The 15,242-nt window shown below is 55.1% G+C and carries 18 protein-coding genes and 3 pseudogenes; 14 read left to right on the forward strand and 7 right to left on the reverse strand.

Annotated features, from left to right (window positions below; genetic code table 11):
• Positions 1-14 precede the first annotated feature (14 nt).
• The 7 genes and pseudogenes from GKE73_RS06260 to dusA all read right to left on the reverse strand — a co-directional run bounded on the left by GKE73_RS06260 (position 15) and on the right by dusA (position 4,571).
• On the reverse strand, positions 15-323 hold the full coding sequence (locus tag GKE73_RS06260; protein WP_230369457.1) for a DUF2147 domain-containing protein: 309 nt from the start codon (positions 321-323) through the stop codon (positions 15-17).
• Positions 324-782: 459 nt separating this feature from the next.
• A complete protein-coding gene (locus tag GKE73_RS06265) occupies positions 783-1,091 on the reverse strand; it encodes a hypothetical protein (RefSeq protein WP_230369458.1) in 309 nt (102 codons plus the stop codon).
• Positions 1,085-1,276 carry a DUF4124 domain-containing protein gene (locus GKE73_RS25415; protein ID WP_376767285.1) on the reverse strand — a complete coding sequence of 64 codons (192 nt, stop codon included), beginning with the start codon at positions 1,274-1,276 and terminating at the stop codon, positions 1,085-1,087. The genes GKE73_RS06265 and GKE73_RS25415 overlap by 7 nt, the downstream gene beginning before the upstream one ends.
• Before the next feature lie 96 nt (positions 1,277-1,372).
• Positions 1,373-1,759 carry a deaminase RidA gene (gene ridA, locus GKE73_RS06270; RefSeq protein WP_230369459.1) on the reverse strand — a complete coding sequence of 129 codons (387 nt, stop codon included), beginning with the start codon at positions 1,757-1,759 and terminating at the stop codon, positions 1,373-1,375.
• Positions 1,760-1,762: 3 nt separating this feature from the next.
• Positions 1,763-2,949 (reverse strand): annotated as a pseudogene (gene hemW, locus GKE73_RS06275) (radical SAM family heme chaperone HemW).
• Positions 2,946-3,547, reverse strand: a pseudogene (gene rdgB, locus GKE73_RS06280) (RdgB/HAM1 family non-canonical purine NTP pyrophosphatase). Before rdgB ends, hemW begins: the two co-directional pseudogenes overlap by 4 nt.
• A 127-nt stretch (positions 3,548-3,674) precedes the next feature.
• The gene (dusA, locus tag GKE73_RS06285; RefSeq protein ID WP_230371414.1) at positions 3,675-4,571 is read right to left on the reverse strand and encodes a tRNA dihydrouridine(20/20a) synthase DusA; all 897 of its coding nucleotides are present in this window, start codon (positions 4,569-4,571) and stop codon (positions 3,675-3,677) included.
• Between the two features lie 430 nt (positions 4,572-5,001).
• Between dusA and istA the strand changes: the two genes are divergently transcribed.
• The 14 genes and pseudogenes from istA (at position 5,002) to GKE73_RS21615 (ending at position 15,240) form a co-directional block, all read left to right on the forward strand.
• The gene (gene istA, locus GKE73_RS06290) at positions 5,002-5,619 is read left to right on the forward strand and encodes an IS21 family transposase (RefSeq protein ID WP_230369460.1); all 618 of its coding nucleotides are present in this window, start codon (positions 5,002-5,004) and stop codon (positions 5,617-5,619) included.
• Positions 5,620-5,726: 107 nt separating this feature from the next.
• A complete protein-coding gene (locus tag GKE73_RS06295; RefSeq protein ID WP_230369461.1) occupies positions 5,727-6,491 on the forward strand; it encodes a Mu transposase domain-containing protein in 765 nt (254 codons plus the stop codon).
• Positions 6,484-7,221, forward strand: a pseudogene (istB, locus tag GKE73_RS06300) (IS21-like element helper ATPase IstB). The gene GKE73_RS06295 and the pseudogene istB overlap by 8 nt, the downstream one beginning before the upstream one ends.
• 222 nt (positions 7,222-7,443) lie before the next feature.
• A complete protein-coding gene (locus GKE73_RS22675; RefSeq protein ID WP_280954786.1) occupies positions 7,444-7,908 on the forward strand; it encodes a contractile injection system protein, VgrG/Pvc8 family in 465 nt (154 codons plus the stop codon).
• Positions 7,896-8,975 carry a type VI secretion system Vgr family protein gene (locus GKE73_RS06305; protein WP_312854376.1) on the forward strand — a complete coding sequence of 360 codons (1,080 nt, stop codon included), beginning with the start codon at positions 7,896-7,898 and terminating at the stop codon, positions 8,973-8,975. The genes GKE73_RS22675 and GKE73_RS06305 overlap by 13 nt, the downstream gene beginning before the upstream one ends.
• Complete coding sequence (locus tag GKE73_RS06310) at positions 8,908-9,345, forward strand: type VI secretion system Vgr family protein (protein WP_230369462.1); 438 nt, start codon at positions 8,908-8,910, stop codon at positions 9,343-9,345. The genes GKE73_RS06305 and GKE73_RS06310 overlap by 68 nt, the downstream gene beginning before the upstream one ends.
• 32 nt (positions 9,346-9,377) lie before the next feature.
• Entirely contained in the window at positions 9,378-9,629 is a 252-nt protein-coding gene (locus GKE73_RS06315) for a hypothetical protein (RefSeq protein WP_230369463.1), read from the forward strand.
• A 46-nt stretch (positions 9,630-9,675) separates the two neighbouring features.
• Complete coding sequence (locus GKE73_RS06320) at positions 9,676-9,981, forward strand: DUF2345 domain-containing protein (protein ID WP_230371415.1); 306 nt, start codon at positions 9,676-9,678, stop codon at positions 9,979-9,981.
• Between the two features lie 255 nt (positions 9,982-10,236).
• A complete protein-coding gene (locus GKE73_RS06325) occupies positions 10,237-10,962 on the forward strand; it encodes a hypothetical protein (protein WP_230369464.1) in 726 nt (241 codons plus the stop codon).
• A gap of 771 nt (positions 10,963-11,733) precedes the next feature.
• Positions 11,734-12,177, forward strand: coding sequence for a hypothetical protein (locus GKE73_RS06330; protein WP_230369465.1), 444 nt, complete (start codon positions 11,734-11,736; stop codon positions 12,175-12,177).
• 486 nt (positions 12,178-12,663) lie between these two features.
• On the forward strand, positions 12,664-13,242 hold the full coding sequence (locus tag GKE73_RS06335; RefSeq protein ID WP_230369466.1) for a hypothetical protein: 579 nt from the start codon (positions 12,664-12,666) through the stop codon (positions 13,240-13,242).
• A gap of 32 nt (positions 13,243-13,274) precedes the next feature.
• Positions 13,275-13,877 carry a hypothetical protein gene (locus tag GKE73_RS06340; RefSeq protein ID WP_230369467.1) on the forward strand — a complete coding sequence of 201 codons (603 nt, stop codon included), beginning with the start codon at positions 13,275-13,277 and terminating at the stop codon, positions 13,875-13,877.
• A 722-nt stretch (positions 13,878-14,599) separates the two neighbouring features.
• Positions 14,600-15,052, forward strand: a complete 453-nt coding sequence (locus GKE73_RS21610; RefSeq protein WP_245393822.1) for a response regulator — start codon at positions 14,600-14,602, stop codon at positions 15,050-15,052.
• 23 nt (positions 15,053-15,075) lie between these two features.
• Positions 15,076-15,240, forward strand: a complete 165-nt coding sequence (locus GKE73_RS21615; protein ID WP_245393823.1) for a winged helix-turn-helix domain-containing protein — start codon at positions 15,076-15,078, stop codon at positions 15,238-15,240.
• Positions 15,241-15,242: the final 2 nt, after the last annotated feature.

Raw genomic sequence — 15,242 nt, forward strand, 5'->3', positions numbered from 1 at the left:
AGCCTTAAGTGGCGTTACTGACGTTCCCAGATCTGCGTGCGCCCGAGCAAGGAGATCCCCAGAAAACCGCGCACTTCCAGCTTTTTGCCAGCGTCGGTCAACTGTGCCTTGGCGCTGTACACCTTGCCGGATTTGGGGTCGAGAATTTTGCCGCGTCCCCAGCCTTCGTCGTCTTTCTTCAGCCCCCACATGATCGTCAGGCCATTGATCGGTTTGCCCTTGTTGGCCCCTTCGCACTTGTCGCACAACGCATCCGGGTTGTGAAACAGTTTGACGATCTTGCCGGTCAGTTCGCCGTTAGCCGCTTCGCTGATCTGTACCAAGGCCTTGGGCTGGTGGGTAGCATCATCGATGGTTTTCCAGTGCTTAAGCGGCGGATTCGGCCAACGCCAGCGAGCAGGACAGTCCCAGCAATACCGCCAGTCCCGCCCCTTTCCATTGTTTTTGCATTATGGTCTCCTCGTGTTGCAGCAATCATAAGAACGATCGTTTGAAGCTACAACTCTAGACTGCCAGCCGCCAGAAAAGACGTCAAGCATCGCTATATATTTTCGGCCAACCTGCCAGACAACGCCCCGGCTAACAGTGCCAGAACCACTGCCCAGCAAGCAAAAAGCGGTTGTGGTGAATCGGTAACACCAGGGCACAAGTGTCACTGGTGCAGGCACGACCCCATGCAGGAATAGCCGCCACAATGCGGGGCAACACGGAAGAAGAGGAAAGGAAGATAGCCGCCGACCATGGCGGCCAAGACAGAAATAGAGCGTTAGCCCGCGCCGGTATCAGGCGGGGAAGCGGGCGCAATCCCGCTCTTGCTGTTGGGTACGCGTACGGCGCAGTTCGCGTTGCGCCCGCACGCGATCGGCATGGCTCTGGGCGTTCTGGCTTTCCTCGTTCAGCCACGCCTCACGCCGACGCCATTGCAGGCAGCGCTGACGTTCCTGTTCCAAGTTACGCTCTTGCCGGGCCTCACGGCGTTTGTCGAGCTTGGCTTGCTCACGCGCCGTACGCGCCTGCTGTTTTTCCCAGTCAGACAACCCATGCTGGAACTGCGCGGTTTGCTGCTTTTGCCGGGCATCCTGAGTTACCACGCTGACATTGGCTTAAGCCCCATGGTTTGTGCGGTCTGGCCAGCCATGCAGGGTTGGGCACTGTAACTGACCACACCTTGCGGTGACTGGCATTTGTACACTTGGGCAGAGGCCAGCGCAGGCAGACAAAGCGACAATAGCAGCAGTGTTCGCATGGAAATATCCTTGCTTGAGAAAGCCACCATTTATACATATGACATAAAAATCGGCAATACCAGGGCAAAAAAACGGCCCGGAAGGGTTTCTTCGGGCCGTTTTGATGCGTATCGCGAGTGAGCAGATCAGCTACCCAGCACCATCACCGCTTCAGCTTCCACCTGAACGCCCTTGGGCAGGCTGGCCACGCCAACGGCGGCACGCGCCGGGAACGGCTGGCTCATGTATTGCGCCATCACTTCGTTGAAGGTGGCAAAGTTGGACAGATCGGTCAGGTAAGCATTGAGTTTGACGATCTGATCCAGGCTACCACCGGCGGCTTCACAAACGGCCTTGAGGTTTTTGAAAACCTGATGGGCTTCAGCAGCAAAACCACCTTCCACGACCGTCATGGTGGCCGGGTCGAGCGGAATCTGGCCGGACAGGTAAACGGTATTACCGGCTTTTACCGCTTGCGAGTAAGCGCCGATGGCTGCCGGGGCTTTGTCGGTATGGATGATTTCTTTCGCCATGAGTCAATCTCCTTCCTTGAGGAAAAGGGTAAGCAAATCGTTGAGAAAGCGCTGGCCGCGCAAGGTGGGCCGGATCATGTTGGCGTCGGCAGTCAGCAAGCCTTGCGCTTCGGCCTGATCCAGCGCCGACTGGATAGAGGATACCGGCAAGCCGGTGCGTTCGGTAAACAGTCTGCGCTCGAAACCGTCGGTCAGGCGCAACAGATTCATCATGAATTCGAAGGCGCGCTCGTCACGCGCCACCTTGTGCTGCGTCTGCAGCGGCTGGTTTAAACGGCTACCGCAGCCAAGTAGGCGGCGGGCTGTTTATGCCGCATTTCGCGCCGGATGCCGTCATGTTGGCTGATTTTGCCATGCGCACCGGCGCCGATACCAAGGTAATCACCAAACTGCCAGTAGTTGAGATTGTGCTGGCAACGCCGTCCCGGCCGGGCAAAGGCGGAGGTTTCGTAATGCTGGAAACCGGCCTCCGCCAACCGGGCCTCAATCGCCTCTTGCATGTCGGCGGAGAGTTCATCGTCTGGCAAGTTGGTAAGCGTCTGCACGGCAAACAGCGTGTTGGGTTCAATGGTGAGGTGATAGGCGGAGAGATGCGTCACGCCCAAAGCCAGCGCGGTATCAATGTCGGCCAATGCTTCGGCCAACGTTTGCTGCGGCAAGGCGTACATCAGGTCCAGATTGACGTTGTCAAAATGGCGCAAGGCCAATTCCACAGCGCGGTACGCTTCGTGCTCGTCATGGATACGCCCCAGCGCTTGCAGATGGCGCGGGTTGAAGCTCTGGACACCAATCGACAGGCGGTTGACGCCAGCGGCACGGTAGCCTAAAGTTATCGGCCTCCAGCGTACCCGGATTGGCTTCCATGGTGATTTCCGCTTCCGGCTGCAAGCGGACTCGCGCCCGCACCCCCGCCAGCAGAGCATCAATGGCCTGCGGAGAAAACAGGCTGGGCGTCCCGCCGCCCATGAAGATGGTATGCACCGGCCGCCCCCACACCGCAGGCAGGCTGTACTCCGGGTCGCGCAGCAGGGCTTCCACATAGGCCATTTCGTCGAAACCGTTTTTCGGCTCGTGCGAATTGAAGTCGCAATACGGGCACTTGCGCACACACCGGGGAAATGAATATACAGCGACAGCGGCGGCAGCTCGCGCAGGCCACCGCTCAGGCCGGAGACATCAATCACGCTCATGCCAGCGCCTGCAGTTTGGTCAGCAACACCTGCATCGCTTGCCCACGATGGCTGATGGCATTCTTGCTAGCGGCTTAAGCAACTGGGCGGCCGTGCAGCCAAAGGCTGGCAGATAGAAGTACGGATCGTAGCCAAAGCCGCCGTCACCCCCGTGAGCTGATCCTGCACCTCACCCCACCACATGCCGTCCGCGACCAACGGCTGCGGATCATCGGCATGGCGCACCAAAACCAGCACGCAGTAATACCAGGCCCGGCGATTGGCCACACCGTTCAGTTTCTCGACCAGCAGCGCGTTATTGCGCGCATCCGACTTGGGCTCGCTTAAGCAAAACGCGCGGAGAACACCCCGGGTGCACCGCCCAAGGCTTCCACACAAATACCGGAATCATCGGCCAACGCCGAAGCAGGCCGGTCACCCGGCTGGCGTGACGCGCTTTTTCCAGTGCGTTCTCCAGAAAGGTGAAATGCGGCTCCGGGCATTCCGGCACATTCAGCTCACCTTGTGGTTTGACCGTAATACCCAGCGGCGCGAGCAAGGCCGAAAATTCTTTCAACTTGCCAGCATTGTTACTGGCGAGGACGAGCGTATCGAACATGGTGGGTTCTATCCTTGAAATGACAAAGGTTGGCCGAAAACACCGTTCGGCCAACCTTGGCAACAATCCTGAGCCTCAGCGCGCGGCGTGCTCTTGCACGGCCTCCAAGGCGCGCCACAGCAAGGTTTCATCCGCGCCATCCAGCAGCCCTGGCATCGGACAGCATACGGCGCCACTGGCGCGCACCGGGCATTCCCTGAAACAGACCGAGGATATGGCGGGCAATGTTGCGTACCTTGTGGCCTTCCGCCAGACGCGCCCGCACATAAGGCAGCATCGCCGCCACCACCGCTTCCCGACTGCGCGCTGGCTGGGTCTCGCCATAATAACGCGCATCCCAGTCAGCCATCAGATAAGGATGATGATAAGCCTCACGCCCAACCATGACGCCATCCACATGCGCCAAATGGGTGTCGATGTCGGCCAGAGTCTTGATCCCGCCGTTAATGATGATTTCCAGATCCGGCCGCTCCTGCTTCAGCCGATAGACATAGTCATACTTGAGCGGCGGAATCTCGCGGTTTTCCTTGGGACTCAGCCCCTTGAGGATGGCATTACGGGCATGCACGATGAATGTCTGACAGCCCGCCTCGGCCACGGTATCGACAAACTCACGCAGGTAATCGTAATGCTCGATCTTGTCGATGCCGATGCGATGCTTGATCGTGACATCAATCGCCACCGCATCCCGCATGGCCTTGACGCAGTCGGTGACCAACTGCGGCTCCGCCATCAGACAAGCGCCAAATGCCCCCTTCTGCACCCGCTCGGACGGGCAACCGACGTTGAGGTTAACTTCGTCATAGCCCCACTGTTCGGCCAACCCGGCGCAACGCGCCAGCTCGCCAAGTTCAGAGCCGCCCAGTTGCAGGGCCAGCGGATGTTCGCTGTCATCAAAACGCAAATGACGCTCGACATCGCCATGCAGCAGCGCACCGGTAGTCACCATCTCGGTATACAACCGGGTATGGCGGCTGATCAGACGGGCAAAAAAGCGGTAATGACGGTCGGTCCAATCTAGCATGGGTGCCACGGAAAGCCGTCTGGCCGAACGGGCGGCGTGATTCGCAAGAGAACCGGCGTGATCGGCGCCGTTAGCAGGTGTTTCGTTTCTATTCATACAGGTCGATTCTTGACCAGTGGTGCTTACCCCTGCGATGCGACGATTCTTCTGCATCGCAATACCGCTGTGGCGGATTAAGCAATTGAAAAGTCGGCAATTATCCCGTTCCCGGACCGTACGGGTCAAGGTGAAGTCTGTCCTCGAGGCCGTCGACAAGCAAGCCCGGGTATTACCAATGCAGATTCTTCGATATCTGGCACATCGCCCCCCCTTAACTGTAAAACAGCGTGCAAAAGTGACCAGGTTTCCGGGGTGATCAGCGTCCAATTTTGACCACCCCGGGTGTGCCACACTTCCGCCTTTTAGGCGGAGGTCTACCGGAGTGCTTTGCATGGAATCCATCGGCAAGATTCGTCGCCGACACCTCGTCAACGGCGAGAGCATCAGTGCCATCGCCCGATCTCTCAACCTTTCCCGCAACACCGTCAAGACATACCTCAACACTACCGCCGAACCCACCTACCAACGGCAACGTCAACCCAAACCGCAACTGGGTGCCTTTCAGGCAACACTGGAGCAGTGGCTTGAGCTCGACCACTCTCTGCCCAAAGCGCAGCGCCGTACGGCTCGCCGATTATTCGAATTCCTACAAGCTGAAGGCTATCGCGGGGCCTACGACAGCATCCAGCGCTATGTCCGGGCCTGGAATGCGAGTGCTACAAAGATCGTCAGAACACAGGCTTTTGTCCCGTTGTCATTCGCTCCTGGTGAAGTGGGTCAGTTCGACTGGAGCTACGAACATGTGGTGCTCGGTGGTGTTACCCAGACCATCAAACTAGCCCATTTCCGTCTGACCTACAGTCGGCAGATGTTTGTCGTTGCCTATCCGCGCGAGACCCGGGAGATGGTGTTCGATGCCCATCGCCGCGCCTTCGCTTTCTTCGGTGGGGTCCCGCACAAGATGGTCTACGACAACCTCAAGACCGTGGTGGAGACAGTGTTTGCTTAACAAAGAGCGCCAGTTCAATCGCCGCTTTCTGGCGCTGGCGAATCATTACCTGTTTGAGCCGGTAGCCTGCACGCTTCAGGCTGGGAGAAGGGCCGGTCGAGAATCAGGTGGGCAATATCCGTGAATGGCTATTCACGCCGACGCCGCGCTTTGCTGACTTCAGCGGCTTGAACCAGTGGCTGGAACAGCGCTGTCGAGAACTGGCGGGACGACGTCATCCCACGCAAGAGGCCACCATTGCGGATGTACTGAAGGTGGAACGCCCTCATCTGCGACCGGTCACCATGCCGTTCGACGGTTACGTCGAACATCTGTTGCGCGTCTCCAGCACCTGTCTGGTCTCGGTGGATCGCAACCGTTATAGCGTCCCCGCCGAATGGGCTAAGCAAGGTCGTTTCGGTACGTATCAATGCTTAAGCACGATTCGTATCGTGGCCGATGGCCGGAGCTGGCCTGCCATGTTCGCCACTTTGGCCGGGACCAGATGGTCTGCGAGCCCCGGCATTACCTGTCGATACTGGAGACGAAACCTGGTGCCCTCCGTCACGGGCGGCCATTCATCGAATGGGTCCTCCCTCCCGCTATCGAAGCGGTTCGTCAGCAGGCCCTTAAACAGCCCGGGGGAGATCGTGCCTTTGCCGAGCTACTGCTGGTGGCGCGTGAATCCGGCCCTGGAGACGCTGGAAGTGGCCTGCCAACTGGCGCAGAAATATGGTAAGCCCAGCACGGCAATTGTACTGAACGAGTTACGGCGATTGACCCGCCCCCCTCGAGTGGCCGTGGTGGAGACACCCGACACATTGAGCCTCCGTGAGGAGCCGGTGGCGAATTGCGACCGCTACGATACCCTGCGGGAGGTGGCGCATGTCTGAGTCCTCCCATCTGGCCCGACTGCAAACACTGCGGTTGTACGGCATGGCCGAAGCATGGCGCGAATTGCAAGCAGAGGTTCACCGGCACCCCCTTTCGGGAGAGGCGCTGCTGCGACGATTGCTCGATGCAGAACAAGCCGACCGACAGGCACGCAGTCTGAGCTATCAACTCAAAGCAGCGCGCTTCCCGGTGCACCGTGACCTGAGCGGCATTGACTGGTCAGAGACCCCGCTGGAGTCAGCCCGTATCAAGCAACTGGCGAGTGGCAGCTATTTGGATACCGCGCACAACCTGATCCCTGGTGGGAGGCACTGGAACCGGTAAAACCCACCGGCGACAGCCTTGGGTATTGCGGCCATTCATCAGGGCAAACGGGTGCGGTTCTACAATGCGGTAGACCTGGTGAACCAGTTGGAGAAAGAGAAACAGCAGGGTAAAACGGGACTGCTGGCACGCCAACTGGTACTGATGGATGCCGTGATTCTGGATGAGCTGGGCTACCTGCCATTCCCCGAATCGGGTGGGGCGTTGCTGTTTCACCTGATCAGTCAGTTGTATGAGAAGACTTCGCTGATCATCACGACCAATCTGAGTTTCGGGGAGTGGGTGAGCGTGTTTGGCGATGCCAAGATGACCACTGCGCTGCTGGATCGGGTGACGCACCACTGCGACATTCTGGAAACCGGAAATGACTCTTACCGGTTCAAGCAGAGGAGGAAAAACGGCTGATTTGCCTGGTCAAATTTGGACGCTGTTTGCTGGTCAAAATTCGACGCTGATTGACACCCTTAACATCAACAAGGCAGGCATTCCCCCTCGGTCTCGGACTCTGCCCCCCTCCGTACAAACACTTACCCCCGCCACGCTGCCTTGCCCCATCCATGTCGTCGGCATAAACTCGCGCTTTCAACCGTTCGTGAACACTCACGTCACCCGACGTGACAAGACTCCATGGATCTGTCTGCCCTGCTCGCCAGCTTCGCCAGCGCCTTCACCCAGCACCAGCGCCTGCTCACCCTGCAGCTCGAGGCCCCATCGCTCAGCGCCGAATCGTTGTTGCCCCACGCGCTGGACGGCCGCGAGGGCGTCTCCGAGGCCTATCTCTATCAGCTCACCTGTCTGTCTCCCGATACCCATCTTGAACTCAAGTCGCTGCTCGGCCTGACCGCCCGGCTGGGGGTACAGGAGGCCGATGGCCGGGAGAGTATCCGCTGTGGCGTCGTCTCGCGCGCCGAGTTGTTGGGCGCCGATGGCGGTTTCGCCAAGTATGCGCTGACCCTCGAGCCGCCGTTTGCCCTGTTGCGCCACCGCCGGACTTCACGGGTGTTTCAGGATCTGACCGTCCCGGAGATCGTGACGCAGATCCTCCACGAGCATCAGGCCAATAATGCCGTCTTTGCCCGGTGCAGACGCTGAGCTTTCACACCCAGCCAGCCGCTCCCCGCCGGTATTGTCTGCAGTACCGCGAGAGCGATTTCGATTTCATCGTGCGGCTGTTGCAGGAAGAAGGCTATGCCTGGCGTTTCGAGCACCACGACGGGGAGACGCCACAGGTGGAACTGGTGGTGTTCGACGATCCTTACAGCCTGCCCGCCGCGCCGTTGGAGCGGGTGCGCTATCACCGTCGTGATGCCACCGAGGACGAAGACGGGCTGACCGACTGGTCGGCCAGCCGTCAGGTGGTCGCCAGTCAGGTGGCGTTGGCCAGCTTTGACTACCAGCCGGTGGCGACCCAGCACAGCCTTGACCAGAGCCGTATCGATCAGGGGGCACGCGGCGAGACGCTGCAATCCACCTTGCAGGACTACGATCCGCAATCGCTCCACTATGCCAATGACGCCGATCAGCTTGGCCAGTATGCCCAGCTGCGCCAGCAGGCACACGATGCCCAGTGCCAAGACCTTCAGCGGCAGCGGGTCAGTCCGTGGTCTGTGTGCTTAAGCCAATGGTTCCGGCTGGATGATCATCCGGCGCACGAGGGGGACAGCCGTGAGCAGCGTGAATTCGTGGTTACCCGGCAGACCTTCCGGGCGCGTAACAACCTGCCCGTCGACCTGCAGGGGGCGCTGTCCGGCCTGATCGGCCAACCCGAGGCGGATGCGGCCAAGTCGCCGTTCGAGACCGAATTCACCGCCCAGCGGCGCGGTCTGCCGCTGACGCCAGCGTATGCACACAGCGAGCTGGCCCGACCGACCTCCCGGGGGGTACAGACCGCCACGGTGGTCGGCCCGGCCGGTGAGGAGGTGTATACCGATGCCCGTGGGCGCATCAAGGTGCAGTTCCACTGGCAGCGGCCAGACGAACACCCGACCCTCGGCGCCAATCTCGATGACCAGTCCTCCTGCTGGCTACGGGTGGCCATGCCCTCGGCTGGCGGCTTGGGGGCACCAGTTCATTCCGCGCATCGGTCAGGAAGTGCTGGTCGACTTCATCGAAGGCGACATCGACCGCCCGGTGATTGTGGGCGTGCTGTACAACGGTAGTCATGCCACCCCGGCCTTTAGCGGCGCCGGTGCCCTGCTTACCAACAAGACCCTGTCCGGCATCAAGTCGAAAGAACATCAGGGTGGGCAATACAACGAACTGCTGTTCGACGACACCCCCGGCGAAGTGCGGGCCAAACTCAGCAGCGAATCCGGCAAGACCCAGCTCAACCAGGGCTTTCTGACCCAGCCGCGCACGAACGGCAAAGCCCAGCCGCGCGGTAACGGCTTCGAACTGCGGACCGACCAGCACGGCGCGATCCGCGCCGCCCACGGTCTGCTGCTCACGACCGAGGCACAGAATGGGGCCAGCTCCCACAGCTGGCACGGGAGCACGTACAAAGCCAGCTCGATGCCGCCCTCAACCTGAGCCAAAGCCCGGCCGACACCGCCAGCGCCCAGTTGGCCGACCGCATGGAAACCGGGCCGGAGGCCATCAATCCGGACAACAGCGCCGCCGGAAAGAAAGACAGCGGCCACCTGCAACACCACGTCGCGGCCCTCAAAGCCCGGGAAGCAGCAACACCGATAAAGAGGGCAAGACCGCCAAAGACCAAAGCGGTCAGCAACCGTTACTCATCCTGTCCGGCCCGGCCGGTATCGCCAGTGCCAGTGAACAAAGCCAGACCCTCAGCGCTTAAGCACCAACCTTAACCTGATCGCCCAGCGCGACAGCAACCACACCACCGGTCGCCGCTGGCTGCACAACGTCGGCCAGCACATCAGCCTGTTTGTGGCGGGGGTGAAGGACAAGGTGGCGCTGAAGCTGATTGCGGCCAAAGGCAAGGTACAGGTGCAGGCACAGAGTGGGGAGATGGAGCTGACGGCGGACAAGGATGTCACCGTTACGTCGTGTAAAGGCAAGGTCACGATTGCGGCCAAAGAAGAAATCCTGCTGACCAGCGGGGGCGGCTATATCCGGCTGAAGGGGGGGAACATCGAGATTCACTGCCCGGGCTCGGTGAGTGTGAAGGGGGCCAGTCATACACTGTGTGGGCTTAGCTAGATTCAACTTTGATTTCCCCAAGATTCTTGGCACTAAAGATGTTCATGATGAGAAGTTCAAAATAAACAGTATCGAAAGTCTGAATTTATATCGTGGCTACAAATATCGCATGACACTTGCTGATAACCAAGTAAAAGAGGGTACTCTGGATAAGGCGGGCGCTACTGGCAGACACTATACCAAACAATCAGAAGAGATAAGTAGCATTGACATATTGCCGTCTACCGTTATTAAACTAGATGAAGGGGACTACTAATGCTTGGCACTATAAAAAGCCCCGGCGCTACCAACACTACCAAAGATAGTCAGAAAGAGCTATCCATGGATGATGGCCGGAAGCTTACCTCAGGTGAAATTGAGCTTTGCAAAAAGCTTTTTGGCAACGCAATCGACTATCGTTTCGTAAGAATACATAAAGGAAAACTCATTCCGTGTGTGCAGTCTGGTCAAGTGTCCATGACACCATGGGGTGAGTTGTATATGCCAGATGACAACTATCTTGAGGATTTCTCTACAGTAACCGGAAAAAAGATAAATTACTTGCATCATTTTATTCACGAGATGGTTCACGTTTGGCAATACCAAAGAAAAAGCAAGCTCACCCGTGGCTCCATAGTTATCTGTGGTGGAGCATTATCAATAAACACCGGCATTGCAAACGCAATAGAATCCTTAGGGAATGCTCTCAAAAATAGGGCCGGTGAAATATTGAAAGACATCTCAGCGGAAATTGACCCTTACACATACATAGAATCCTCACAAAAAAATTTCTTCCAATACAACATGGAATCTCAAGCAGAAATGATTGCCGATTATTTTATGTCAGAAATAATCGGCATTACAGGGTACACTGGGAAAAATTCAAACAGGAGAACAAGGGCAAAATTCTTCTATAAAGATACACTAAAGCTATTCTTCGAAGAGGTGGATCAATCAAGCCGTCGGCCAAGAGACTTAAAAAAGCAATGGGAGTTAAAGTGAAAATTAAAATTATCGTGGCACTGATATTAGCATCGATTTTGATAATTTATTTTTGGCCAGAAAGAAAAATATTTACAATAAAAAATATAAAGAATGAGCCGTCAGTACTTTTCGAGGATACCTGTAATTACAACTCTTTCTACATTGAAGACAAAGATGGAAATGAGTTATCAAGTATTGAGTACTCAAACATTCCTGGCGAAGGAAAAGTCTACAAAATCAATACATACATAACCATAAATAAACTTATGCGCGTAAAGCTAGAACAAAATCGCATATATACATTATCTGCAATTACAGAGTGCGCGGAATACCCAATATATAGAAAATATATCACGTTTAAAATATCAAATAAAAACATAAAGATAACAAACCGCAACTAGCCGTCACATCCGGGCGATCACTCGAGCAAAATTCACTGGAAAGTTGCGCTCACCCGTAAAAATATGAGTATGGCTTTGCAAGCAAAAAAGTTTTTTGCTGCGGGAGGGGGGGCGTCATAGTAACTGCTAATAGCATCGATGTTATCGCCGGAAAAATCGTCACGTGAAATACAGCCGAGGCAAGTGGCTAAATCATTGATTCATACATATATGCTTGCCTAGCAAGAAAAAACCAATCGATTATAGAACCCAATCCAAAACTAAAATAAATATCGATTATTTTTGCGCAATAATTTGCAATCAACATCTCCATAAAAATTAAATAAAATACATATCATTCATTTTTGCGCGAAAAAATTTCGAACAAATTTCTAGAAATAATATCTAGATGAAGAAAACAGCAACACTCCTTACCCCCATAATATTATTTATTCTTATTTGGTTACTTTTTTACCATGGCGGTAAAAGTGCAGATGTTTTTAAAATGGAAAATGGGGATTTTTTGCTGATATACAATAGGCGTGCAACCATATATACCGTCGGATTTCGCGAGCTATCTAGTGGAAACAACGTAGCAGCATTACAAACCGAAGCAAACAACCAACATTATAAATACCCCAACAGAAAAACATTAGTGCGCGTAAGGCATTTACAGCGATTCATAAAAAAAGGGGTGCCATATGTTGCGCTAATAGGATCTGATAACGGATATATTGTTGCCACTTTCTGCGAATCAACACAAGGAATATTAAACAGGCAGGAAGGTTGGCTTACAGAGTCAGAAGAGAACTTCACAAAAAGATGCGCAGCTAAACAGTTAGTCTCACATTAAAAAACCACCAATAAGCTTAAATTACCAACCTCAAAAACAATAAAATATTCTTAGACATCTTTTACAAAATGCAAAAACATTAAAAACACAAAAACGCCATCAAAATAATGACGCACCCAGCCATTTCAACAGCCACTACTACTCAGACTTTTACTTAGCAAAATCAACCTACCAGCATAACAAAAATAAAAATTACCGCATCTATACCCCGATATAACCAGACAGCATTTTATATAAAAATTGTTTTTGTAAGCCAACCAGCTTAAGCGCAACAAAAGAAAATACATCAAGCCACCAACAAACAATAGCAATCACCAAGCAGCGGCACTCCACAATATAAATGTGATGGATTTTAACCATGCACGCTAAAGAAATTTTATTACTTTCACTTCGCCTTTTATATACGATAGCCAAATGGTTATTGATTGGCATTTTTGGAATCGTGTTACTTGGGTAAGCGCTTATGGAATGTACAGGATGCTAAGCATGTGGACCTATGAAACAGATTTAATGGAACATGATAAGCCGTACGGCGGTGGCGATATGCGCATCCGGGGACGGCACGTGATGGTATTCAAGCCAATTGGTCCGGAACTTAAACCGAAACCATCCTCTGAATGGAAAAATCGAGATATTGCTGAAATGACTGAGCCATGGATGGATGACTCATCAGAACGACTTAACCGTCATACGATTCGCCTGCTGCGTGGCGACATGGATCAAGGTATTCGTCGTATCTTTGAAAAGCCCGGTCAAGATGGGGCCTGGTGGTTGTCGCCGGACTGGCAGACCCTTTACGTCAGTACCGAGTGGACCAACTTTCACCTCCCCCCGGGGCCTGACGGGTATGGTCAGCGCTGGACCAGCTTGTGGAAATCCACCGACGGCGGGCAACACTGGCAGAAGCTGCCCGGCCTGACCGTATCCCTCCGGGTCAGCCCTTGTTCCTGCCCGATGGCAAGCGCGGCTTCCTGGTGGCGGATGGCATGCGCATCTGGCGCACCCTTGATGGCGGTGACCATTGGCAAGCCATCGTACTGCCAGCCTGGACGAATCAACAGTTGACGGGGCATCCCAGTGGTAACGGCCTGTTGCCAATGATAAAGGACAGCCAAGCCACCTTTAGTGCCTTTGATCTGGCCGAGGATGGTACGTTGCGAGTGGCTTTTTACATTCGTAAAGCGAAATTGGCGGCAGGGATTGGTGAAGTGAAAGAGAGCACTTTGCTCTATAGCTTGCCATTAACCGCCCCGCTTGAGGAGCTGTCACACCGCTGGATGCAACCGGATATCGTACTGCCAAAGCAGTCCATCGTAGACATCAAAGCCTCGCGTGACGGCAGCCTGCATCTGATGGCCCTGCAAGGCCAGTTACCGCCAGAACGTGTGGCTGACGCTCCGCGTCGCACAGCGGCCTACGTACATTGGGCGAAAGGCAAAGAAGAGTTCCGCCATGTGTTTGAGCCACGCGTCATTCCCGGTGCGCTGTTTATCGGGCCACAGGATCAGTTAGTGCTGGCAGGAGACAGCCGCAAACCGGACCAGATCATGAGCGATTCGATTACCTTGGTCAGTACCGACAAAGGTCGTAAATGGGAGGAAACCGATGACGGGATGGCTTATGCCCGGTACTACGAGGCGGAAAAGAACCGGATCTGGAAGTACCAGTTTCATTCGTTGTATTGGCGTGAACTGAAATAAGTTGGGGGCATTCAGAAAACCAGCTGACCTGATAAGCATAGGTACTTATCAGGTCAGCTGGTTTTATTTTGACGAGCGCGGGAAACCTCAAGCATCAAGAGGCCATTGGAAGCACGAATACCGCCAAGCACGCAGAGCCACTATCGCTACGACAGCCAGCATAAAAAAAGCTGATGAGCACTTAATGCACCGCATCTAACCATCGCGCCTCGCTGTACGACGCCCTCTCACATCAGCCATTGTGATTGACAAAGCATTCAATAGTCTTCCCCACGCACGTGGGGGTGTTTCTAGCGATCACGATGCTTGACCCGCATCCCGGCAGTATTCCCCACGCACGTGGGGGTGTTTGCACATTGAACATGCGCAGGGCACGAGGGGGAGAGGTCATCACAGACGGTGCACATCAAGCATTTCCCCCTGATTTTCCTTGGCCCTTAGAAACTTCAATGAACGTCCGCGACAACAGAGCAAGGAACGGCCACCACACCAATAACGAGCTTAACCAATTGAATTTGGGTTGGATCACAGGAAAATATTAAGTCATATATGTCAAACACGGCGCCTCAATGGGTTGAGCCTGACGGCCGGTCACGCCATACTGCCGGACACGCCTGTTTTTCACTCTGTCTGGATACCCACCGCATGAGTTATCGCATCGTATTTGTTGAAGACGATCCCGACCGGCCGAACTGATCAGCGACTTCCTCTCGCGCCACGAAATGGATGTGGTGATTGAGCCTCGCGGCGACACTGCACTGGACACCATAGAACGCGAAGCCCCTGATCTGGTGTTGCTGGACATCATGCTGCCCGGCAAGGATGGCTTGTCCATCTGCCGTGAGCTGCGCCCCAAATTCAACGGTCCCATCATCATGCTCACCTCGCTGGATAGCGACATGAACCAGATTCTGGGGCTGGAGCTGGGCGCCAACGATTACATCCTCAAGACCACGCCGCCTTCGGTACTGGTCGCCCGGCTGCGCGCCCAGTTGCGCAACATGCGCAGCAGCCAACCTGCCGATGCACCGCAGGCACCCAAAACACAGCACCAACTGGTGTTCGGCCAACTTACCATTGACCCGGTCAACCGCGATGTGGTGCTGGCCAATGAAAAAGTTGCCCTGTCGACCTCGGACTTTGATCTGCTCTGGCTGCTAGCCAGCCATGCTTAAACGAAACACTCAACCGCGACACCTTGCTCAAGGAAATGCGCGGCGTCAGCTATGACGGGCTGGATCGCAGTATCGACGTGGCGATCTCGCGGCTGCGCAAGAAACTGGGCGACAACCCCAGCGAACCGTTCCGTATCAAGACGGTGCGCAACCGCGGTTATCTGTTCTCGCTGTCTGGCTGGGAGTAATA

Origin of the sequence: Paludibacterium denitrificans, from assembly GCF_009707705.1 — a bacterium.
Classification (GTDB): Bacteria; Pseudomonadota; Gammaproteobacteria; order Burkholderiales; family Chromobacteriaceae; genus Paludibacterium_A; species Paludibacterium_A denitrificans.

Excerpts from the sequence above, each read along its gene's own strand:
- istA (WP_230369460.1), top strand. The coding sequence starts at position 5,002 with ATGGAATCCATCGGCAAGATTCGTCGCCGACACCTCGTCAACGGCGAG.
- GKE73_RS21610 (WP_245393822.1), top strand. The coding sequence starts at position 14,600 with ATGGATGTGGTGATTGAGCCTCGCGGCGACACTGCACTGGACACCATA.
- GKE73_RS22675 (WP_280954786.1), top strand. The coding sequence starts at position 7,444 with ATGGATCTGTCTGCCCTGCTCGCCAGCTTCGCCAGCGCCTTCACCCAG.
- dusA (WP_230371414.1), bottom strand. The coding sequence starts at position 4,571 with ATGCTAGATTGGACCGACCGTCATTACCGCTTTTTTGCCCGTCTGATC.
- GKE73_RS06340 (WP_230369467.1), top strand. The coding sequence starts at position 13,275 with ATGATAAAGGACAGCCAAGCCACCTTTAGTGCCTTTGATCTGGCCGAG.
- GKE73_RS06335 (WP_230369466.1), top strand. The coding sequence starts at position 12,664 with ATGTGGACCTATGAAACAGATTTAATGGAACATGATAAGCCGTACGGC.
- GKE73_RS06330 (WP_230369465.1), top strand. The coding sequence starts at position 11,734 with ATGAAGAAAACAGCAACACTCCTTACCCCCATAATATTATTTATTCTT.
- GKE73_RS25415 (WP_376767285.1), bottom strand. The coding sequence starts at position 1,276 with ATGGTGGCTTTCTCAAGCAAGGATATTTCCATGCGAACACTGCTGCTA.
- GKE73_RS06325 (WP_230369464.1), top strand. The coding sequence starts at position 10,237 with ATGCTTGGCACTATAAAAAGCCCCGGCGCTACCAACACTACCAAAGAT.
- ridA (WP_230369459.1), bottom strand. The coding sequence starts at position 1,759 with ATGGCGAAAGAAATCATCCATACCGACAAAGCCCCGGCAGCCATCGGC.